A 21944-nucleotide genomic window follows, 5' to 3' on the forward strand; every position below is an offset into this window, starting at 1 on the left:
TTAAATGACTACAAACTTCTGTAAGAAAGTTGGCAATCTTATAAAACAATATAAAATGCCTGAGGTTGCTTCGTTAATTATTTTATAATTTCTTCGCAATAACTATTCAAGTTTTGTCTAATAATCCCTATAAATATAAGTAATATTAACTATTTATTAAAAAATTAATATTCCTGCTTGACATAGTACGATATTTTGTGTATAATGTATTCAAGAAGAAGAATAACTCGTTGAAGCGAGTTTATAATTTTTAGCCGAAATAAATTAACTAATAATTAACTTATTAACTAAAAGTTAGACCTAATTAACAAACATATTTATCTTTAAAAGAGGAAAAATTATGCCAAATATAACATCTAAATATACCGGTGTTAAAATCTCTGAAACAACATACAACTACTTCTCTAGTGCTTCAGAACATTTTGCAAATGCTGGTCAAGCTGCAGTAAATTGTGGTATGTACGCTGGTTTAGCAGCTACTTATGGTGGTAAAGCAATGTTTCAAGGTGTACTTGGGCTTTGTGCTTATAAAGAATTTGCTGGTGAAGTAATGACCGGTCATGCTTTTGGTTTTGCTATGCCTAAAGTTTTAAGTGGATTAGTAGCAGGTGTTGCTGGGGCAATTTACCATCACCCAACAGCTGTTATGGCAACTTTTGTTACAGCAGCAATTTTAACTTCACCAGAAAATGCATACGAAACTGTAAAGAATGCAGCATTTACAGGTTTAGAAGCAGCACATTTCGTATACGAAAATACTGCAGGTATAGCAAACGGAGTAGCAGGAATATGTAATCTTGTTTACGAAAATTTACCAAGCCACAGCGAAGTATCTAATATAGCATCTGTAATAGAAAATAATGCACTAGAATTAGTTGGTAATGGTATGCTTGCACTTGAGTATAACGTATAATAACAATATAGTAATCTTATAATTGCTCTTTAAGCTCAGCGATTATGAGAAACGTATTATTTCCTTATCGTCATTGCGAGAAGAAACTAAAAGTTTCGATGAAGTAATCCAGTAAAAATAGTTAAGAATATTGCATATTTTTAACTGGATCCCGTGGCGGGACCACGGGAGGCATTGTTGCGTGGATCGAAAAGCACCTAAGGTGTCATACCGTAGCTTGTCCACGGTATCCAGAAAAACAACTTTTGATACTAATAATTTTAGTACTTTAAGCTGGATCCCGCTACAAGCGCACGGGATGACAGAGGAAAAATCGATCCACGCAACAAAGCCGCCACGGGATGACAACGCCCTAGGTGCTTTTCGATCACAACAAAGATTTTTAACTACCTTTCAATCTCTTGGTCACTTCGACTATTCTTTTTCCAAATAAATTAGCAGTTAGTAAATCACCTTTTGTAGGGGCAATATTAGGGGCGGATTTATGATTTGATTGTGTCATAAGACCGGACCAGCTACCTAATCGGTTAGTTTTACCATGGTCAGGCATCTCATGATCGGCAAATTGTGGGGCAGATTCAGCTTGTCCAACCCAAATCATACAATGCTGCATTGCAAAATGAAATAACTGTTGAATACTACAAAGCTTATCGCCTGAATAAGAAGCAGAATTAGTAAAGCCTGCTGCTATTTTGTCTTTCCATTTTTTATCATTCCATTTTATTGAAGTAGAGTCCATAAATGTTTTAAAAGGACCAGCTAAACTACCCATATAAGTTGGAGCTCCAAAAATAATAGCATCTGCATTATCTAACAAACTCCAATCTACATTATCAGGTTTGTCTTTGCTTATTTGAATTAAGGAGGTTTCTGCTCCTGCTTCTTTTACGCTTTTATTTATTTCTTCGGCTACTTTAACAGTATGACCATATCCGCTATAATATACGATAGCTACTTTAACCATTCTATTCTCCTTTAAGTGTTACAACTAAATCGTCATTGCGAGGAGGCTTTGTTGCGTAGATCAGTTTTTCCGTCATTGCGAGGAAATTACGAAGTAATTGACGAAGCAATCTAGTTAAAAAATGCTAATTTATAGCATTTTTTATTATTTTTTCTGGATTGCCACGCTCATTTCATTCGCTCGCAATGACGACTCTTGATCCACACAACAATGCCCTGCGAGGAGCGTAGCTTTGATGCAATCTCAGGATAATAAAATGAGATTGCCACGCTCCTTGCAGTCGCTCGCAATGACGAGAACTCCTTACAAATTCACTATAAATTCAGCTTCTGTTTTGGATTTTATTTCTTCAACAGTAACGTCTTCGGCTTTTTTAGAGAGTATCATCTTATCTTTATCAATATCAAAAATTCCAAGGTCGGTAATTACTCTATTAACTACTTTAGCACCTGTTAAAGGAAAGTTACATTCTTTTAATAATTTAGCACCGCCATCTTTGGCATTATGTTCCATTATAACAACTACTCGTTTGGTGTTGGCGACCAAATCCATAGCTCCGCCCATACCTTTAACCATCTTACCTGGAATAGTCCAATTAGCAAGGTCGCCTTTTTCTGAAACTTGCATAGCTCCTAAAATAGTCAGATCAATATGCCCACCTCTAATCATCCCGAAAGAAAAACTACTGTCAAAATAACTACTTTCTGGCAAAGCCGTTATAGTCTGCTTGCCGGCATTAATTAAGTCAGGATCTTCATCACCTACATAAGGAAAAGGTCCCATCCCAAGCATACCGTTTTCGCTATGAAGCGTTATAGTTATGCCTTTAGGGATATAGTTTGCCACGTTAGTTGGCATACCTATGCCAAGATTAACATATAAGCCGTCCGTAAGTTCAAGCTCTGCTGTTATTTGATAAATTTGTTCTTTGCTCCAAGCCATTTATTTTGCTCTTGTTGTTAGTTGCTCAATGCGTTTTTCGTATTTTTCACCGACTATTAGCCTCTGCACAAAAATATTAGGAGTGTGAATATCATCAGGATTAAGTTCACCAACTTCAACTATTTCTTCTACTTCACAAACAGTGACTTTTGCCGCACCTGCCATTACAGCGTTGAAATTTCTAGCGGTTTTATTATAAATAACATTACCGCTTTTATCAGCTTTATAGCCTTTAATAATAGCAAGATCAGCCTGTAATGCTGTCTCCATTATATATTTTTCGCCGTTAAATTCTTTAGTTTCTTTATTCTCTTCTACGATCGTACCTATACCGGTTTTAGTATAGAAAGCGGGAATCCCAGCACAAGCAGCTCTAATTCGCTCGGCAAGAGTTCCTTGTGGGTTTAATTCAAGCTCTAATACTTTATCAAGATATTGCTGCTCAAAAATTTTATTTTCCCCTACATAAGAAGAGATCATTTTTTTGATTTGTTTAGTTTGAAGAAGTAAACCAAGACCGAAATTATCAACACCGCAATTATTGCTGATAATCGTTAAATTTTGGACGTTGCTCTTAAGTAGGGCATTGATTAGATTTTCAGGGATACCGCATAGACCGAATCCGCCTGACATGATAGTCATGCCGTCATAAAGTAATCCTTCAAGGGCTGCTTCAGCTGAAGGATAGATTTTGTTCATAAATTTTTTATTATTTAATACTTACTATTAAGAAATTATGGGGATTTTCACAATAAGTCAAGAATATTAACAACTTTAACTTATTAAAAAATTTACTTGTTAATTTTATAAATATTATATATAATGCCTTTCTGATAAATTAACAAATATTAATAATTATGAAAATAAGTAAATTAAGTTTAGCCTTTGCTACATGCATTTTGTCAGTAGCAGCAAATGCATCAAGCATAGATAATACCTCATCCAAAAAAGGATATAGTTATGTAGTAACTTATGGTTGCTAATCATGAAATAGGTGGGCATGGTGCTAGAATGAGAGAGTTTGACTTAAAAGTAACAAAGTATAAAGTTAATCCTTTCGATGGATTCACTCAATATAAGCAAAAGATTTTGATTCTTTACAGGTTCATAAAAAAGCAGCTATAGATGTTGGAGGAATGCAAGCAAGTTATCTATTATCTGAAAATATTAAAGATAGATATATGAGCAGTAATAAAATTAACCCTACTTATGGTATAGGTTATTTTATAGCAAGGTTAGATCAAGCAACTTATATTTTTGACACTAATTTTAATGAAACTGATAAAAAGGGCAACGATATTAATGCTTATACAAAACTGATGAATAGTATATATGGTAATAATTATATTACCAAAAGCAAAATGCGTTCTTATGCTTATTTAGATTTAATTGATCCATTTTTATTCTATTCTGCTTATTCATTTGTAATGAATACTAATCTTGATAATATTCCAATGATTAATTTAGGAAGAGTAAAATATTTACCAGCTACCAGATACCGTCTTGGGTGTCAATAACTTTTTTCAAATTTTTCATATAAATCTTATCTAATTTTCTAATTAACGCGAGTTTCGAATTAATATAGCATAGGATTTAGCATATCAAGAGAGATGTAATAGAAGGTTTATTATCAGACATTTGATAATTTATCAGTGCTGCAAGCATATGCACAAAGGCATTTGTAACTGATCTATGCCTTGAATGTTCAAACTTCCCCAATAGTTTAATTTTACTAAACACAGATTCTATTAATGCTCTTTTAAGCAATAATAGGTTCTGTCAGATTCTTTGTGTAAGTACAATTTCTCCATTTGCCCAATTTTGTAAATTAGTATCACAAAGAATTGCAAATTGATTTAAAGCCATCGCCCAATTCTTAATAGGCATTGTCCATTTTTTAGAGGCATTTGTCAATGCCAAAAAGATTATTTTCTGAATCGATTTATCATCTGGAAATACTCCCTTATTTTTAATAATTTTACGAATTTGACGGTTAGTGGATTCAATAGCATTAGTAGTGTAAATCGCCTTTCTAATGTCTTCTGGAAAGCTAAAAAATGGAGCTATGCCAGACCAATTTCGTTGCCATATATCAAAAATAACTGGATATTTGTCATCCCATTTTTTGGCAAAGTTTTGTAATTCTCTTAATCCCTCGGCTTCATTTATTGCAGAATAAACTGCCTTTAAATCAGCTGTTACCGATTTTAAATCTTTGTATGATACGTATTTTACAGAATTTCTTACCATATGAACAATACACAACTGCACTATGGTTTTTGGAAAAATGCTATTTATCGCCTCCGGAAAACCCTTAAGACCATCAACACATGCAACATATATTTGTTCTACACCACGATTCTTCAGTTCTGTTACTACCTGCATCCAAAACTTAGAACCTTCATTCTTGCCTATCCAAATACCTAATAGCTCTTTCTTGCCTTCCATATTAACTCCTATAGCCAGATATACTGCTTTATTTATTATTACATGATTATCCCTGGATTTAACATGAATACAATCTAAGTACACTATAGGATATATACTATCAAGTGCTCTATTCTGCCAAACAGTAACTTCCTCTAAAATGCCATCAGTTATCTTTGATATTAACTCAGATGATACCTTGGTGGCATATAGTTCTTCTAAGTGCCATTGTATTTCTCGAATAGTCATTCCCCTAGCATATAACGATATTACTTTATCATCAAATCCTTCAAATTTTCGTACTCCTTTTGGAATTAGTTGAGGTTCAAATTCTCCTTCCCGATCCCTTGGCACTTCTACTGTCAATTTACGACCTTCTGGATCTATTAAAGTCTTTTCATAATTGCCATTACGTCTATTATCTGAATCCTTGGTATTCTTAGAATGCTTCTCATAACCTATATGAGCTTCCATTTCTTTCTCTAGAATCTTATTTACTATCTGCTTTTTAAATTCCTGAAATATCCCTTCCTTCCCAAATATCTCAGTTGGATCACTTTGTGATAGTATTTCTGATACTACTTTTTCTATAGTCGGATTTGATACTTTGCTCTTATTTTTCATATTAGCCTCATGTAAGTTGTTTTAATTAATTTTATTCTTAACTGTTTTTACAACTTACACAAACTTTCTGACACCCTCCAATAATATTTTATCCAACATAGACATAAGTTTATTTTTCATATTTTTCTTTACCCTAGTGACCATAAAAATTCCTTGCTCTAAAAGTTGTTGAAATAATTGTTGTGAAATATAACCACGATCTCCGAATACTTTACCAAAAAGATTTTTGATCATCAGTTCCAGCTGTTTTCTATCATCCTTATTGCTAGGGCTAAAAGATGCTTTAACTATACCACCGACCCTATTAATTATTAGATGTAGTTTAAGTTCATAGAACCAACCTTTTGTTGTCTTACTGCGTGCTGCTATGCCGGCGAACACTTTATTCATTGAAATACGATATCTCTTACATACCTCTATACTACTTGAATCTACAAAAGAAAAGCCGTCACACTGATCCAAAATAGAATTGAATATTAGTACTAATAGTGGTAAATGTGGACCTATTATTTTCATAAATTGACTATAGCTTACTAATTGAAAATCTCTTTGATGATGAATCCATATTTGCTTCAGATAATAATTCTTAAAACAATCATAAGATGACTGCCAGTAGCCTATTATAATTGTTATTACCTCACTTCTGTTAAGTCGACTTTTAGGACCAGATTTGTTGTTATGGTTAGTAATTGAATTTGTATGCTTTTCTAATTCTTGAAAAAAATCATCGACGTAACAAAATATTTCTGTAAAATCCATTATCATAGGTTATTGCTCTTAAAGTTTTTTCAATAACCTATAAACTTTTTTCTAATACTATTAAATACCATATTTTAATTAGCAATTTGTATTTTGTACTCACTTTATAACAAAAACAGTATTATCAATATCCCCGTAACCCACTGTTTATCAGCTATACAGCGACTTTTTGAATACGAAACTCGCGTTAATTAAATATTTGCATTAAAAAGAGTTTTAGTTTTAAGTACTCCGTAAATAATGTGTAGCAGCTTACGCATCACAGCTATCACTATCACCATTTTGGGTTTTCCTGTATCAGCCAAACGTTGGCTGAAATCTTTAATAATCGGATTAAATCTGATAGAAACTACAGCTGGCATATAAAAAGCTTTACGTAAATCTGCATCTCCTGTTTTTGATATTCTACCAACTCCACGTACAGAAGAGCCAGATTGTTTTGGCTTTGGATTAAGACCAACAAAAGCAGCTACTTGTTTTGCAGAATCAAAATTTTCTACACTTAGAAAAGCAAGTACTACAGCTATTGTTTTTTCTCCTATTCCAGGAATTGAAGCAAGTAGCTGTCTTTTATCATTTAAGTCCTCATGTTGCGTAATATGGTCAGCAATCAGTTTTTCTACCTCTTTGATACGTTCGTTTATAAAATCAATGTGAAATTGTATGTCTGCAGCTATTTCTGGATCTATGTCTCCAAGCCTGTTGCTCTCTTGTAGTTTGTTGGTAATTAGAGTATCTAAACGATTTACCCATTGCTGCAATTTTTGTATATGTATTGGTTTTTGTTGCCAAAGATCAGGTTGCATTGCCTGGCAAAATTGAGCGATTAACTGACAGTCAGCCTTATCAGTTTTAACACGAGAGAGTTGACTCATGGAAAAGCCTTTTATCCTTGCTGGATTTACTACACTAACTTTGAAATTATTATCATAAAGATATTGAGCTAATTTTGTTCCATAGCAACCAGTGGCCTCCATACAAACATGAGCAGTAAGGGCTTCTTTGCCTTTTAACCATTCCTTTAAACTAGAAAATCCTTTTGAATTATTATCAAATTTTTTAGTTTTTACTTTACTATTAATAAGCAGTGCTACATCAAATGTTCTTTTAGAAATATCTACGCCTAAAATTACGCTATTCATAAGTGACCTTTTGTGTTAATAATTAGTAGAATACTCACAGATCAACCTTGTACATACAGGCTCACTGATAATCTTCAAGGCCTAAGATACCGTCCGATCTTTTGTGAGTATGTGAAGGCTGGTTACTTATCTGATGGGCAGGATCATAGTCCTAAGGGCTACAACAGTATACCAACCTTCTACTTGGGTACCCCCAAGTATCCTCCAGTTATTCACTAAAGACAATATCAAGATACAAGGATTATAGTGATGATTTTCCCACCAATATGCTACATTCTTCCAAGCATAAGCAGCCGATAAAGCTTGTTTATTACCGCTGCCATCTAAGTAATAATCATACCCCTCACCGCTATGGCAACCTTTGATAATATCTTCTTTTGTAATTCTAGAGCTTAAAGAACTAGTTAAAGGGAAATAAGCATCTATCCCGACGAAGTCAATGTAAGAAGAGGCAAATAGCGGGTCTAGATTATACCATCCACCACTAGTATGATGATATTCCGACCAATCGGCTGCGTAAGTAACCTGTACCTTATTGCCTACTATTTCTTTTACTAAACGAGCAAGGTTGCATAGTTCATTAACTGCTGGAAAGTTATTTGCTGAGTCTCTTATAGAAGTGATGCCAATTAGTTCCGAGCCGATTATAAAGGCATCTGCATAATCTTTAACTAAACGTGCATAATGAAGAATAAAATTGTTATAACCATCAATTTTATGAAAAAAATTACTTACTGCCTCCGCAGAACCGCTAACATGCCCACGCCAAGGTTTACCGGGTAAATCCATAAAAAACATCGGATAAAACATAATTTTTAAATTACGTTTTTTTAGCTCTTTGAGGTAACGCACTAAGCTAGCGTCATTAACACTACCACCATAGTTAGGGCTTTCATATTCATCCTTAGATATAATTTTAGCATTTTCTCTATTATACCGACCAACTTGCCAAGTAGATGAGTATGAGGTTAAGGGGTCGTTAAATTCTATAGCAGGTTTTATACTACAATAGTTTATATCAAGATTATCGCCAAACCAAGAAACTACTGGTGCTACCCATTTTATATTAGGGCAGGTGGTTTGTAGTTGATTAAGGCTATATACGCTATCAGCAATGTTATAATGATTATGTGTATTAATAGCCTCATGATTCACAACACCACCAAAAAAGCTTTCTTGGGTTTTATACTGAATCTCTGTATCATAGACAAATTCCCCAGACCCTGGAATCATGCTTATACTACTAATTAAATTTTTGACTTTTGTATAATTATTTGGTAGATGAATATTAGGCTTTCTAGTTACTTCAAATGAGAAATTCGGAATAATATTGTCAAAATCTTCTAAAGGTAGTTCTTCAAATACTGCATAGCTAAGAGATCTAAAAGCAGGAGTTTTATTTTTACCTAAGCATTTTTCAATTAAAGGATCTGGTAATTGTTCTTCTGATCCTTTATATAATCTAAACTTATATTTATTTAATTTTATAATTTCATCATTTGCCCATACCCTTTTAATTTCAATGATCTCACCCTCACAAATACCAACGGCAAAAGAAAAGAAATAGCTATATTCCGTAGAAGTCATAGTAGATTTTACGTTATGAAAATAAGGAAAATATTCTTTATGACGGGTGCTATTTGCTATTTCTTTAACTTTATCCGCCCAAATTATTTTTCCGCTAACTTTTGTAGTGCCAAAAACCAAAGGGATAGGTTCACCATAATTTGCTGTAACATACTTAAAACTTTCTTTGAAGTTTTTAATATAATCATATTCTTCTGGTTCATGATTTAGTTGATCTAAATACTCACCAAGCATTTTACCAGCAAATCTTCCTATGCTTGAAAATATACCATCTCCAAATGCATTTCCGATAGCACCACCGAATGAGCTAAAAAAACTTCCAAACATATTTACCATATTATAGTTTAATATGGATTGATATTAGCATTATAATGTGCTAACACTAAGATATGCTTTTTGGTTTAGTGTCATCCCGTGGCGGCATTGCCTGCGTGGATCAGTTTTACCGTCATTGCGAGGAAATTACGAAGTAATTGACGAAGCAATCCAGTAAAAAATGCTAATTTATAGCATTTTTTACTATTTTTTCTGGATTGCCACGCTCCTTGCAGTCGCTCGCAATGACGATTTGGTATCCACACAGGCAAAGCCGCCACGGGGCGACAATGTATTATATTGGAGTATATTAATGTTTAAAAAATATATATTTATCTTATTACTACTTGTCACATCTATAGTTAAAGCAGAAAATATAGAAGTAAATAATTTAGATAAAATAAAACAAGATTTTGAAGAAAATTATAATAAAAATTATTTGCCGCAAGATTTACTAGTGGTAGTAGACTTGGATAAGGTATTATTTAAGCCATTATTATCTTTAGGTGAGCAAATCGATAAAGATGTTTATGCTAAACTAGCACCTACTTTGCAAAAGATGAATAAAAACCCTAAAAATATTTATATCGATCAGTTAATTTTAACAAGTGATAAATATAAAAAGGAATTACTAGATTCTAATTTTCCGAATTTTGTAAGTGATATCAGCAATAAAAATATTCCTATAATAGCCGTAAATGGAGGTTTTACAGGTAATTTTAATAATATACCTAAATTTGAAATATGGATTGCTGATTATTTAAAAAAGAATTTTAACATCGATTTTTCAAATAGCTTCCCTAAAAATAATTATATTATTTTTAATAATTTAAAAAGTTTTTCCAATACTTATCCGGTATTTTATAAAGGCATATTGACCAGCAATAATATATCGGGTGCTGAACTAATGATTAATTTTTTTGTTCAAATGAATTTTATGCCTAAGGTACTTATAATGGTTAGCGGTAGTACAGAGCTATTAAGTTCAATGGAAGCACAGCTGGCTAATTATAGTTCTTCTATTTTATTTATTGGATATTATTATAATAATCAAGATACTAAGGATAATAATACAAATTATAATGTAATTATTAATGACTTGACTAATCAATTGAATAATATAAAAAGAAATAACCCACCTTTAAAAACTAATAATGCAAAAAGTAAAAACCCTTATGATCAAAGTAAATAAAATTTTACTCCATTTATTACTTTATTTAATTGTACCAACTTCAAGCTATGGTCAAATAATTCCTACTTATTCTGTAAATTCTGTAACAATGAAAGATTTGTTACCCAAAATAGACCAAGATAGCCTTGTTTTAATAAATATAGATAATACTATTATAACGCCCAAATCAAAATTTTTTCGCTATAACGATAATCCTTATGTAAATTTTACCAAAAACTTATATAGTCTTGCAGTAAATGATTCATCAGTAAATAATTCTATAGCACAATTAATGCAACAACGCCAAATGATGCTTGTAGAAAAAGGTTGGGTGGATTTTATTAATCAAATGAAAAAGCAAGGTGCAACAGTTTTAGGGCTTCAAGAAATAACTACCCCATGTAATTTGATTGAAAATTATGAAGGATGGTTGTATACCTTACTTTATGGATTAGGTATTAATTTTACTAGTAAAGTTAATGATAAAGATGTATTTAGATTTGATCCAACTGATGCAAACGCACCTATTTTTTATTTAGGAATAATATTTACCGGAAATACTAATAAAGTAAAATCACTTATTGAATTTTTAAAAATTATACCAAAAGAGCCTAGCAAAATCATAGTATTTGCAAATAATAAACAAGATTTAAAAGATATGGATTCTTATTTAAGAAATGTTGATATAGAATATTATGGAATTGAATATTTGGGATGGCAACAATTACAAGGATCACCTGATCTAGAAGTCGCCAAATTGCAGCAATCAACTCTTCTAAATACAGGACAGTGGTTGGAGGATGATGTAGCTGCAAAAATGTTAAATAAATAGTATGAATAATAATTTAATAAATACTTTAAAAGATTTGATTATCGATACCGGTAAAATTGCTTTAGATATAAAAAAATCAGGAATATTAATTGATACTAAGTCAGATGGCTCGGTAGTTACCAATGCAGATAAAGAAATCAGTAAAATAATCTATCAAAATCTGCAAGACTTAACTCCAGAAATAAATATAGTGTGTGAAGAACAGCCACTGCCAATACTTAACAGTAACACTTTTTGGTTAATTGATCCAATTGATGGAACACGAAGTTATGTAAACGGCAAAAGCACCTATACTATAAATATAGGTCTAATTAAAAATGGTGTACCGACTATTGGCTTGATATATCAACCTGAGACAGATAAATTATATTATACTGATGAAAAAAATCAGTTAAAAATCGAACAACATTCCAAAGAAATTCCTATCATTCATAAACAAAAAGAACTAAACGCTGTCATAGGTTTTTATCATTCAAATAAAGCAACTAAAGAATTCTTAAGTAAATATTCCTTTAATAAAATAGACGCAATAGGTAGCTCAATTAAATTATGTTTAATTGCTGAGGGTAGTGTGGATATTTGTCCTAAATTCGGTCAAACTATGGAATGGGATATAGCAGCAGGTCATGCTTTAATTAAAGCTGGTGGTGGTAATATTCTAGATCTAGATGGCAAAGAAATTACCTATGGTAAAGAAAACTTTGCTAATCCTAATTTTCTTGCATGCAGCAAATATTGGCTGGAGAATGTTGTTCCTGGTAAGGCTTAGAAAAAGCATATCTTTATGTCATGCCTGCGTGGATCATTTTCCCCTGTCATCCCGTGATTTATGAACTAGAGCCAGAAAAACAATAAAAATACAAATATTTAAATGAAAACCGAATTACCTGAACGCTCTTTACATATTAGGGGCAGGCTAAATTTTATAAAATCGATGTCATGCCGTGGCTTGACCACGGCATCTAAAAAATAATAAAAAATACTAATTTTATTAGTATTTTTAACTGGATCCCGCGATCAAGTCGCGGGATGACAACTGGAAAACTGATTCACGCAACAATGCCGCCACGGGATGACACCGATGGTGTTTTTCGATCTACTGCGAGCAAAGCTTTGCTGCAATCTCATGAAGTAAGTCTATAACTCCTGAGATTGCTTCGTCGGTTATTGCATAACCTTCTCGCAATGACGTGAGACAAAAGTCAAAAGTTTAATTAGCAAACTGCAATAACCTGACCTATTAAGTTAGCTTCTTCTTGCTGAATATGATAGTTGGCTAAATCCTTATAGCTATATCCTTGTTCAGTTAGTAATGTAAAAGACTCAGTAAGCGGATCTAAGATAACTTTTTCATGCTTAATAACTACATAATCATTACCTGTGCTTTTAATTTTATCTAGTTTAGGATCTGGTTTTAGCATTACTTGACCATTTACCTTTTTCCAATCTATTACTTCAAAAGTATTTTGATTGCTAGTTGCATCAGCAAAATTTACTAACCTATGATTACTAATAGCATGTACTACTTTGTTGATTCCTAAGTAATCTGCACATGTATTAGCTACTTCACCAACTTTAGTTGTAAGATAATCTGTCCATCCCCATATGCCAGCTGATTTAGCTGACTGCTCTATTGTAGTAGCAAGTTTAGGAAGGGCTACAATATTTATTTTAGTTGCTAACTGAGGATTAGCAGTGTTAATAAAATTATGCTTGACATTATAAACTTCGCAATGTTTTGCTAGCTCTTCTATCGAAGTTACTACTTCCCCTGAAAAATCTTTATTTTTTATGGCGTTTTCTACTACTTTTTTTGAACCAGGATTATCAAAAGTAACAGATTTTTCAAATTTTAATCCTCTAGAGTGAATTTCTATTCCAGTTAAATCTGAAACTATTGCTCCAAGAGAGTGACCACTAGTACTAAATTTGTAGTCTATTACATCTTCTTGTCCACCAGCTTGCTCTAAAATTTTAGTAACAAATGCCTTAACTGGTAACATTTTATTAGGAAGACGACCAAAAGTAATAAGTGCATCGTCGATTAAATCGTATTTTTCTGTAATTATAGTACCGGAACTAGAAATATGAATTTTTCTTTGGTATTACGATTAATAAAAGCTACTGCTTTGTATCCATATTGGTTAGTATTTTTATCATCAACAGAAGTAGCTAATACCTCCCAACCTGAATTTGTGAGGTTTTTTCTGTATCTTTATACTCCTCTGTTCCAAGTGTACGAGCTAAACTTACACCTTTATGTGCAAGAGCATCCGCAGACAAATCTACTATATGAAAACTACCTGTAAGAGATTCTGAATCCTTAATTAAGTTTGAAGATTTTAAATTATCGCTCATATTTTGTCTCAAATTAAATAATCTGCATTATAAGCATATTAACTAATGATGTCAACAATGTTTTTGCTAAATAATTAACTAAATGCTAATTTATTAATATTCTAGCTTTGACTTTAATGTCAAAAATCTATATGACGCTTATTAAATAATTAAATTTTTAATAAAATAAATAGTTTTTTATGAGTGATACTAAAGAGTAGTAATAAATTTAAATGATAGTAACGAAGATATATTAGCTTTCATAGGTAATACAGTATCAGATATGTCTGGTGGTACTAAAGCAATGTTTACATTATTAAAATCAATAGATAACTTTAATGATATATTCTCAGATCAAGAAGTTATTGTTGAAGATTTTTATCCTAGCACACATAGCAATGATATTTTCACAACAGCTTATAACATTATAGGATCTGTTTGTGATTATGTATGTAGTTATTTCTGGGGTAGTAAATAATTAGGTGTACTAAATGCCGTGATTAAGTCACGGCATAACTTTATCTATTTCGCAGTACCCGACAACTAAGATCACCTTCCGAGCATTCTAGTATATTTTTAAGTTCTTCAATGCGGACTTTGGTTTTACCTGCTAAACACATACTTAATATCATTGGAAATACAGTACCCTCGCGGACCTGAAAGCTTCCGAATTCACAATCGGCATCACGCAATTTAATCCATAAATTTTGGGATTTTTTTAATAAATTAGTTTCTTCTTCTGAAGTGTATTTTAATATTTCTTGATAAAGTTGATTTAATTCTTTATCAGCTTTTTTAAAATCTTCGTTAGCACAATAATTCATATCAAATTGTGTATATGCATTATCACAATCAATTTTAGAATCAGATGCATAAGTTAAATAATTAAAAAATATTAAATATAAAATGATTATTTTTCTCATGATTTTATTTCTATATTAAATTATACCATCTACAGGTTTTTCATTCTTTTAAATACCTCTAGTATGGTTTGCAGGTTTTACCTTAGGTTTTTCATTAGATTTATTTGTTAGTTTAGATTTCTGTTGTGCTTGCGTTCCAATTAGTTTTGCTTCGTTAGCTAGTTTTTCAAATTTCTCTTTTAAATTTTTGGTGTTACCTTGTTGAAGTTTTTGAGAATTGTTAGATGAGATACGCTTACTTTGTTCTTTAGAATCAATCTCTTTAGTTTTAGCTAAATTTTCAAATTTATTTATTAATTGCTTATGAGTTTCTTGCCTGCTTGCAGCATAATTATCATGTTCATTGGATGGTGCCGATACTGCATTTTTACGCTGATTACGTTCGGTTTGAGGGTCTTTAGATTGTGTATGCTGAGCATGTTTTTCTACAAACTCTCTGCGTCCTTCCGTCCAATATTTTTTTATTTTGCTAGGATTATTTCCTTCAAAATTTTGTATTCTATCTTTTACGCTAGTAGAAGCTGTAGGTATATTACGCTTATCTTTAGAAGATTGTATAGCATTAGCCTTTTCTTCAAATAATTTTACCTTATCTTGTACCGCACCTGTCTGCTTTAATTCAAATATGTAATCATCTACAGCCGTTTTTAATCGGTCTAAAACATTTCCTGAACCGTAAGATTTTTGAAAAGCAGCAGGCATTCCACTATCGTCCCATTCTAACTCGTTATCAAATACTATATCTGAACTCAAATTTTTATGGTTTGAGGGATATGTTCTTTCCTCATCACGTGGATCGGTTAATTTATAATAATTTTTATTTAATATACGAGGGTTGCGTATATTTTCTTTTCTATTATGTTCTTTGACTTCTTCAAATATATTTAAAGTTTTATAAATATTATCTATTTCTTCTTGTGTTAATTTCTCATTTTTTAATTCTTTCTGATGAATAGATTTTTGTAATGTTTCTATTGTCGTCAATTTATCTTGTGTAGTGCCGGAGTTCAAAATTTCGTTTTGTATATCCTTTAATACTTTATTTAAATTTTCTGTAGACATTTTAGCCTCTTCACCTATTAGTTAAATATTTAATTCATATAAGAAAGTAATATCATTTATATAAAACTATCAATAATTAATATTATACTAATTTTAATATTTATTATATATGTTGTATTTATATTATTCAATAAAAAAACATTTTTCTTAAAAGTAATGAAATATTCAGAAATATAGGCGAAAAGCAGCTAAAATTTAATTTTTTTATATTTTTTCCATAACAAATATTAAAAATATTTAACTAATTGTTTAAATTAAGAATTAGATTACTTCAACGCTTCAATCAACTTTTTAACTCCGTCTACTGACTTATCAAATAAAGCTTGCTCATCGGTAGTTAGTTGCAGCTCGATTACTTTTTCTACGCCATTTTTGCCTATAATAATTGGCACACCGGCATATAAATCTTTTACGCCATATTCACCTTGCAAGTAAGCAGCACAGGTTAGAATTTGTCGTTTATCTTGTAAATAAGATTCAAGCATTTCTACAGCAGAAGCAGCAGGGGCATAATAAGCTGATCCTGTTTTAAGTAGTGCCACGATTTCGCCACCGCCATTTCTAGTGCGATCAATTATTTTTTCGATACGCTCGTTGGTTGATAACCCCATCTTTACTAAGTCAGGTATAGGCACGCCTTTCACAGTAGAATATCTAGCAAGCGGTACCATAGCATCACCATGACCGCCAAGAACTATACTGCTAACGCTATTAGTTGACACTTTAAACTCCTCAGCAAGAAAAAGGTTAAATCTTGAGGAATCAAGTACGCCAGCCATACCAATGACTTTATTATGTGGCAAGCCGCTTTCTTTCAGCATCACGTAAACCATAACATCTAGCGGGTTGGTAATTACTATTACAAAAGCATTAGGAGCGTATTTTTTAACATTTTCTGCAACGCTTTTCATAATACCGGTATTGACGCTAATTAAATCGTCTCTACTCATGCCAGGTTTTCTAGGCAAACCAGCAGTGATAATTATAGCATCAGAATCTTTTATATCTGCATAATCATTTGTACCTTTGATCTTGATATCAGAGCCTGCTAGAGTATTTGCTTGCATTATATCTAGAGCTTTGCCTTGTGGAATCCCTTCAGCCACATCAAATAATACTATATCACCTAAGTTTTTAAGACTGATTAAATGAGCAAGCGTTCCACCTATATTACCGCTTCCTATTAATGAGATTTTTGGATTTTTTTTCATTATGTCCTCATACGTTTGAATATACGTATCTAATATATTATAAATATGTTCAAGAAAAAAGGTTTTTTAAAAGAAATACATTTTTACATAATGTCATTCCTGCGTAAGCATTGTTGTGTGGATCGAAAAGCATCCTAAGGTAGTCATACTGTAGCTTGGGAATTAGATCTAGAAAATAATAAAAAATACTAATTTTATTAGTATTTTTAACTGGAACCCGTGAATAAATCACGGGATGACATGGATTGGAGTTTTCTTTTAGCTGCTTCTAGATATAGGAAGATAATAGGAGTGATGTAGAGAGTTAGTAATTGTGAAGTAAGAAGCCCGCCAACTACTGCAAGTCCTAGTGATCTTCTTTCTGCTCATGTGCTACCAATCCCAAGAGCTATCGGCATAGCACCCATTAATGCCGCTAAGGTTGTCATCATTATAGGTCTAAATCTTATAGTGCAAGCCTCTAAAATCGCATCTTTGGAACTTTTATTGCTAGTACGTTCAAGCTCTAAGGCAAAGTCGATAATCATAATAGCATTTTTCTTAACGATACCGATTAACATAATAAGCCCGACAAAGCCGTACATATCAATTAAATATTAGCAAGGTAAGTAATACACCAAACACGGCAGTTGGCAGCCCTGAAAGAATCGTTACCGGATGATGCACGAAACTTTCATAAAGCATGCCGAGAATGATATAGATAACTATAACAGCAAGACCTAGTAATAGTCCAAGGTCAGAGAAAGAGGACTGAAACGCTTGTGCTGTTCCTTGAAAACTTCCCGTAATCGTTGCTGGCATTTGCAGCTCTCTTATCGCCTCATTAACTTTCGGAACGGCATCACTGATAGAATAACCATCTTGCAGATTAAACGATACTGTCACTGAAGGTAATTGACCAAAATGTGAAATACTTAAAGGACCAACACTATTAACAATTTTAGCAAGAGTAGTTAGAGGGACTAAAGTGTTATTTACAGAATTAATATTAACTAAGGATAACATTGATGAATCAGTTTGATATTTAGGATCTAACTCTAAAATAATATCATATTGGGCAGTAGGGGTATATAAAGTTGAAATCTGCTCAGCCCCATAAGCAGCATATAAAACATTTTGTATTTGCTCAACCGATATACCTAGCTTTGCTGCTTTATACCTATCAATCTGTACTAAAGTTTGCGGCTGTGACATTTGTAAATCCGAAGTTACGTCTAAAAATCCAGGCGTAGCTGCAAGTTTTGCCTGTAATTTTGGGGAAAAACCAAATAACTCATCCTGATCGAGTCCTTGCAGAGTATATTGATACTGACTTTTTGTTGCCTGCCCGCCAATAGTAATAGTTGGCACATTTTGGATATATACCTTTAAGCCAACTAAATGATTTAGTTTTGAGCGTAACTGGTCAATTACCTCGTCTGCACCTACTCGTTGGTTACGTGGTTTTAGGCTGATAAAAATTGTACCTTGATTAACTGATGAATTTCTGCCTGATACACCAACTGCCGAAAAAAACGACTCTATATTAGGGTTTTTAAGTAATACGTCACTTACTTGTTGTTGTTCTTTCACCATTGCATCAAAGGAAATAGTTTGAGCAGCTTCAGTAAATATTAAGATTTGTCCAGTATTGGAATCAGGCATAAAGCCTTTACGCACTAATCCAAAAAGATAGGCTGTTGCAATAATCACTAGCAAAAATACAAACATAGTAGTTTTAGAATACTCGGCTACTATCTCAAGGCTATTACTATATTTTTGTTTGATATATTCAAAAGCTTTTTCAGTAAGGGGAATTTTGTCATTGCGAGCAGCCATAGGCTGCGTGGCAATCTTGTTTTTTTGTCCTGAGATTGCTTTGTCGCTTTGCTCCTCGCAATGACGTTTTTTTTCCTCATCTTTCAAAAACACATTACATAACATTGGGGTAACAGTGATTGAAATAACCCCTGAAAGCAGGATAGCAGTGGTAATTACAACAGCGAGTTCGTGCAGTAATTTCCCTAAAATACCGCTCATAAATAATATTGGAATGAATACCGCAGTTAATGACAAAGTCATTGAAACAATAGTAAATCCAATTTCCTTAGTTCCATTAATACAAGCTTGAATCTTATTTTCACCTGCCTCTATATGCCTTGTGATATTCTCAAGCACTACTATTGCATCGTCTACCACAAACCCCATCGCAAGTGTTAGAGCCATCAAAGACATATTATCTATACTAAATCCGAAGAGATACATAAAAGCAAAAGTGCCAACTATAGATAAGGGTAGGGCGATAGTTGGGATAATCACCGATCTAAAATTATGTAAGAAAAGAAATATTGCAAGTACCACTAATATTAAAGCTAAGATCATCGTAAAATTAGCATCATTTACCGATTCTCTGATAGAAATTGATCTATCAAACATGATATTTATATTAACTCCTTCAGGGATTTGTCTACGAAGTAAAGGCAATACTTCTTTTATGCCATCTACTATCTCAATAGTATTAGTATCGGGTTGTTTTTGAATAGCAAGAATTATCCCCGGCTTATCTCTATACCATGCTGCTATTTTGTTATTAGCAACGCTATCGATAGCTTTCCCAATATTTTTAAGAAAAAGCGGGCTGCCATTACGATAAGTTAGTATTAAATCATTATATTCTTTAGCATTTTGTAGCTGCCCGGGAGCTTGAATGCTTGAGTAAATATCCTTGCCGTATAAAGCTCCAGTTGGTAAATTAACGTTACTGCTACTGATTATATTAGATACCTGATCAAGCCCTATATTATTTGCTGCCATTTTAACAGGATCAACCTGCACACGTACCGCATATTGCTGTGAGCCATATACTTGTACTTGTGCAACGCCCGGTAACATCGATAAACGTTCAGCCATAATAGTTTCAGCGTAATAATCGACAGTATATAAGGGTAGAGTATCTGACGTTAGAGATATGTAGAATATTGGGGCATCAGCCGGATTTACTTTGCGATATGATGGGGGAGTTGGTAAGTCATTCGGTAATTGTTTAGCAGCAGATGATATAGCAGCTTGTACGTCCTGTGCTGCGGCATCTATATCCCTACTTAAATCAAACTGCAAAGTAATTTGAGTACTACCGGCACTATTAACCGAACTCATTGAATCAATATTGGATATTGTCGAGAACTGCTTTTCAAGCGGCAAGGCTACGGATGAAGCCATGGTAGTTGGGTCAGCACCGGGCAAGCTTACCGATACTTGAATTGTCGGGAAATCAATATCAGGTAGTACGCTTACTGGCAGTAATCTATAGCCAAATATTCCAAATAGCAAAATAGTTGCCATGAATAAAGTAGCAAGCACCGGACGTTTTATAAATATTTCTGAAATACCCAATTATTCCTCTTTTTTATAAAATTATACTAGAGCGTCATTGCGAGGAGCGAAGCGACGTGGCAATCTCATGAAGCATCCTGAGATTGCTTCGTCGAAACTTGCAGTTTCTCCTCGCAATGACGATAATGGAACACCTAATCGCTTTCTTTAATTACGACTTCCGTATTGTTATTTAATCTTAACTGTCCATTGGTGACTACTATCTCTCCCTGTGACTTCTTGACCATTTGAAGTTTTAACTATTAATGATAAATCTCTTCTACACCACTTTTAATAACAACAAAATCATCATTAGAAAAAGCTATTTCTACATTTTTAATTACTGCTTTATTATTTTTATCAACAATAAATACATACGGTCCTTGATCATTGGTTTGTATCGCTTTAGATGGAACTACCAAAGCATCTTTTTCCGTATAGACTGAGGTGGTACCCTTTGTCTAGACAAATTTTTTAAATTTTAGAGGTGTAATTCTCCTGTATTAATGTATTGGTTTTTCAAAGTAAAGTTTGCATTTTCTATGTCATATAGCCTCTTGATAATTTTCTAGTTTTTCTGCAAAATGTATCATTTCAGGTGTCTTATATTCAAGCGATTGATGAGGTCTTTGCTGATTATAAAATTCTATATAATCTCTGATAGCTATCTTTGCTTCACGTACCGTTTCAAGATCAAAACGATAAATCTTCTCTTGTTTCAAAGATCGCCAAAAACGTTCAATAAATACATTATCTAAGGCTCTATCTTTGCCGTCCATACTAATAGCTATGCCTTGTTGCTCAAGTATTTGAGTAAAATCTTTTGATGTAAATTGTACTCCTTGATCCGTATTAAAAATGTCAGGCTTGCCATGTATAGATATTGCTTCATTTAGAGCTTCAATACAAAAATCATTTTCTAAACTAATCGACACCCGCCAACTCAAAATATAACGACTATACCAATCCATTATAGCAACCAAATATACAAAACCTTGCTTTAATCTTATGTAAGTAATATCTGCACAGTAAACTTGATTGGAGCAAACCACCTCTATATTATTTAATAGATATGGGTATACTTTATGAGCCTGATTCCTACGGCTTAAATTAATCTTTGGGTATACTGCTTCAATACCAAGTATTTTATAATATTTTCTTATCATCTTACGACTAACATTTAACCCTTCGGATTTTAGGACATGAGACATTCTTCTAGTACCATAATAGGGATGCTCTGTAAAAATCTCATCAATTCTGTTCAGTACTCTATACTCCTTATCATCTAAGGTATTCCTAGCTCGGTAGTAGTAACTTGAGCGGTTTAAATCTAAAAGTTTGCATTGTCTTGCTATGGTTAAATTTGAAGCATAACTTATCATTT

The 21944-nt window shown here is 32.8% G+C and carries 21 protein-coding genes and 2 pseudogenes; 7 read left to right on the forward strand and 16 right to left on the reverse strand.

Annotated features, from left to right (window positions below; all coding sequences use genetic code 11):
• Positions 1-340: 340 nt before the first annotated feature.
• The gene (locus AAGD54_RS03550) at positions 341-913 is read left to right on the forward strand and encodes a hypothetical protein (protein WP_341789132.1); all 573 of its coding nucleotides are present in this window, start codon (positions 341-343) and stop codon (positions 911-913) included.
• Positions 914-1295: 382 nt separating this feature from the next.
• On the opposite strand, the gene AAGD54_RS03555 is transcribed toward AAGD54_RS03550, so the two are convergent.
• The 4 genes and pseudogenes from AAGD54_RS03555 to AAGD54_RS03570 all read right to left on the reverse strand — a co-directional run bounded on the left by AAGD54_RS03555 (position 1296) and on the right by AAGD54_RS03570 (position 3518).
• On the reverse strand, positions 1296-1514 hold the full coding sequence (locus tag AAGD54_RS03555) for a transcriptional regulator (RefSeq protein ID WP_341789219.1): 219 nt from the start codon (positions 1512-1514) through the stop codon (positions 1296-1298).
• 42 nt (positions 1515-1556) lie between these two features.
• Positions 1557-1877, reverse strand: a pseudogene (locus AAGD54_RS03560) (flavodoxin family protein); the annotation flags it as partial.
• Positions 1878-2180: 303 nt separating this feature from the next.
• Positions 2181-2819, reverse strand: coding sequence for a 3-oxoacid CoA-transferase subunit B (locus AAGD54_RS03565; protein WP_341789133.1), 639 nt, complete (start codon positions 2817-2819; stop codon positions 2181-2183).
• Positions 2820-3518, reverse strand: a complete 699-nt coding sequence (locus AAGD54_RS03570) for a CoA transferase subunit A (protein ID WP_012151833.1) — start codon at positions 3516-3518, stop codon at positions 2820-2822.
• 273 nt (positions 3519-3791) lie between these two features.
• On the opposite strand from AAGD54_RS03570, the gene AAGD54_RS03575 reads away from it, so the two are divergent.
• Together AAGD54_RS03575 and AAGD54_RS03580 are read left to right on the forward strand one after the other, a co-directional pair.
• Positions 3792-3944: a hypothetical protein gene (locus AAGD54_RS03575; protein ID WP_341795023.1), complete on the forward strand. Its 153-nt coding sequence runs from the start codon at positions 3792-3794 to the stop codon at positions 3942-3944.
• An 11-nt stretch (positions 3945-3955) separates the two neighbouring features.
• Positions 3956-4336: a hypothetical protein gene (locus tag AAGD54_RS03580; RefSeq protein ID WP_341795024.1), complete on the forward strand. Its 381-nt coding sequence runs from the start codon at positions 3956-3958 to the stop codon at positions 4334-4336.
• Positions 4337-4598: 262 nt separating this feature from the next.
• Here AAGD54_RS03580 and AAGD54_RS03585 read toward each other — a convergent pair whose 3' ends face one another.
• The 4 genes from AAGD54_RS03585 to AAGD54_RS03600 all read right to left on the reverse strand — a co-directional run bounded on the left by AAGD54_RS03585 (position 4599) and on the right by AAGD54_RS03600 (position 9685).
• Positions 4599-5870 (reverse strand): IS256 family transposase, encoded by a 1272-nt coding sequence (locus AAGD54_RS03585; protein WP_341794247.1) that lies wholly within the window; start codon positions 5868-5870, stop codon positions 4599-4601.
• Between the two features lie 54 nt (positions 5871-5924).
• Positions 5925-6629 carry an IS982 family transposase gene (locus AAGD54_RS03590; RefSeq protein WP_341794248.1) on the reverse strand — a complete coding sequence of 235 codons (705 nt, stop codon included), beginning with the start codon at positions 6627-6629 and terminating at the stop codon, positions 5925-5927.
• A gap of 191 nt (positions 6630-6820) precedes the next feature.
• The gene (locus AAGD54_RS03595) at positions 6821-7771 is read right to left on the reverse strand and encodes an IS110 family transposase (protein ID WP_012152859.1); all 951 of its coding nucleotides are present in this window, start codon (positions 7769-7771) and stop codon (positions 6821-6823) included.
• Between the two features lie 126 nt (positions 7772-7897).
• Positions 7898-9685, reverse strand: coding sequence for a glycoside hydrolase TIM-barrel-like domain-containing protein (locus tag AAGD54_RS03600; RefSeq protein WP_341795025.1), 1788 nt, complete (start codon positions 9683-9685; stop codon positions 7898-7900).
• A gap of 301 nt (positions 9686-9986) precedes the next feature.
• On the opposite strand from AAGD54_RS03600, the gene AAGD54_RS03605 reads away from it, so the two are divergent.
• Genes AAGD54_RS03605 through AAGD54_RS03615 form a run of 3 tightly spaced genes read left to right on the forward strand, consistent with a single transcriptional unit; the run spans position 9987 to position 12445 of the window.
• Entirely contained in the window at positions 9987-10865 is an 879-nt protein-coding gene (locus AAGD54_RS03605) for a DUF2608 domain-containing protein (RefSeq protein WP_341795026.1), read from the forward strand.
• Positions 10828-11676, forward strand: coding sequence for a DUF2608 domain-containing protein (locus tag AAGD54_RS03610; protein ID WP_341788031.1), 849 nt, complete (start codon positions 10828-10830; stop codon positions 11674-11676). The genes AAGD54_RS03605 and AAGD54_RS03610 overlap by 38 nt, the downstream gene beginning before the upstream one ends.
• A gap of 1 nt (position 11677) precedes the next feature.
• Positions 11678-12445: a 3'(2'),5'-bisphosphate nucleotidase CysQ gene (locus AAGD54_RS03615; RefSeq protein ID WP_341788030.1), complete on the forward strand. Its 768-nt coding sequence runs from the start codon at positions 11678-11680 to the stop codon at positions 12443-12445.
• Between the two features lie 445 nt (positions 12446-12890).
• Here the strand turns inward: AAGD54_RS03615 and AAGD54_RS03620 are convergent, their stop codons facing one another.
• Entirely contained in the window at positions 12891-13679 is a 789-nt protein-coding gene (locus tag AAGD54_RS03620; RefSeq protein ID WP_341795027.1) for a hypothetical protein, read from the reverse strand.
• Between the two features lie 169 nt (positions 13680-13848).
• On the reverse strand, positions 13849-14034 hold the full coding sequence (locus AAGD54_RS03625; RefSeq protein WP_341795028.1) for a hypothetical protein: 186 nt from the start codon (positions 14032-14034) through the stop codon (positions 13849-13851).
• A gap of 262 nt (positions 14035-14296) precedes the next feature.
• Between AAGD54_RS03625 and AAGD54_RS03630 the strand changes: the two genes are divergently transcribed.
• On the forward strand, positions 14297-14491 hold the full coding sequence (locus AAGD54_RS03630; protein ID WP_341788028.1) for a hypothetical protein: 195 nt from the start codon (positions 14297-14299) through the stop codon (positions 14489-14491).
• Positions 14492-14531: 40 nt separating this feature from the next.
• On the opposite strand, the gene AAGD54_RS03635 is transcribed toward AAGD54_RS03630, so the two are convergent.
• The 6 genes and pseudogenes from AAGD54_RS03635 to AAGD54_RS03660 form a co-directional block, all read right to left on the reverse strand.
• Positions 14532-14936, reverse strand: a complete 405-nt coding sequence (locus AAGD54_RS03635; protein WP_341795029.1) for a lysozyme inhibitor LprI family protein — start codon at positions 14934-14936, stop codon at positions 14532-14534.
• Between the two features lie 48 nt (positions 14937-14984).
• Positions 14985-15998 carry a hypothetical protein gene (locus AAGD54_RS03640; RefSeq protein ID WP_341788026.1) on the reverse strand — a complete coding sequence of 338 codons (1014 nt, stop codon included), beginning with the start codon at positions 15996-15998 and terminating at the stop codon, positions 14985-14987.
• 266 nt (positions 15999-16264) lie between these two features.
• Positions 16265-17209 (reverse strand): malate dehydrogenase, encoded by a 945-nt coding sequence (gene mdh / locus AAGD54_RS03645; protein ID WP_341795030.1) that lies wholly within the window; start codon positions 17207-17209, stop codon positions 16265-16267.
• A gap of 375 nt (positions 17210-17584) precedes the next feature.
• Positions 17585-20530: pseudogene (locus AAGD54_RS03650) on the reverse strand (efflux RND transporter permease subunit); the annotation flags it as partial.
• 293 nt (positions 20531-20823) lie between these two features.
• Entirely contained in the window at positions 20824-20982 is a 159-nt protein-coding gene (locus AAGD54_RS03655) for a hypothetical protein (RefSeq protein WP_341795031.1), read from the reverse strand.
• A 123-nt stretch (positions 20983-21105) separates the two neighbouring features.
• Positions 21106-21942 (reverse strand): IS3 family transposase, encoded by an 837-nt coding sequence (locus AAGD54_RS03660; protein WP_341794232.1) that lies wholly within the window; start codon positions 21940-21942, stop codon positions 21106-21108.
• Positions 21943-21944: the final 2 nt, after the last annotated feature.

This window comes from Rickettsia endosymbiont of Rhinocyllus conicus (genome assembly GCF_964026465.1).
GTDB lineage: Bacteria > Pseudomonadota > Alphaproteobacteria > Rickettsiales > Rickettsiaceae > Rickettsia.